The 434-nt window shown below is 50.0% G+C and carries 5 tRNA genes; all 5 read right to left on the reverse strand.

The window, feature by feature from the left end:
* Position 1 precedes the first annotated feature (1 nt).
* A tRNA-Asn gene (locus CD121_RS11005) sits at positions 2–73 on the reverse strand.
* A 7-nt stretch (positions 74–80) separates the two neighbouring features.
* Positions 81–154: transfer RNA gene (locus CD121_RS11010), tRNA-Gly, on the reverse strand.
* Between the two features lie 28 nt (positions 155–182).
* A tRNA-His gene (locus tag CD121_RS11015) sits at positions 183–258 on the reverse strand.
* A 13-nt stretch (positions 259–271) separates the two neighbouring features.
* A tRNA-Phe gene (locus CD121_RS11020) sits at positions 272–344 on the reverse strand.
* Positions 345–357: 13 nt separating this feature from the next.
* Positions 358–433: transfer RNA gene (locus tag CD121_RS11025), tRNA-Asp, on the reverse strand.
* Between the last annotated feature and the right edge of the window lies 1 nt (position 434).

The raw sequence follows: 434 nt of genomic DNA on the forward strand, positions 1-434 counted from the left end.
GCTCCACAGGTAGGACTCGAACCTACGACCGATCGGTTAACAGCCGATAGCTCTACCACTGAGCTACTGTGGAATAATAATGGAGCGGGTGATGGGAATCGAACCCACAACATCAGCTTGGAAGGCTGAGGTTTTGCCATTAAACTACACCCGCATATAAAATGTGAAATGTAATACGATTATGGGGCGGTTGAAGGGAATCGAACCCTCGAATGTCGGAACCACAATCCGATGCGTTAACCACTTCGCCACAACCGCCAAAAATGACGAATGGTTCAGGACAGAGTCGAACTGCCGACACATGGAGCTTCAATCCATTGCTCTACCAACTGAGCTACTGAACCACAATAATAATGATGGCGGTCTCGACGGGAATCGAACCCGCGATCTCCTGCGTGACAGGCAGGCGTGTTAACCGCTACACTACGAGACCT

Origin of the sequence: Staphylococcus pasteuri, from assembly GCF_003970495.1 — a bacterium.
GTDB classification, from domain to species: Bacteria; Bacillota; Bacilli; order Staphylococcales; family Staphylococcaceae; genus Staphylococcus; species Staphylococcus pasteuri.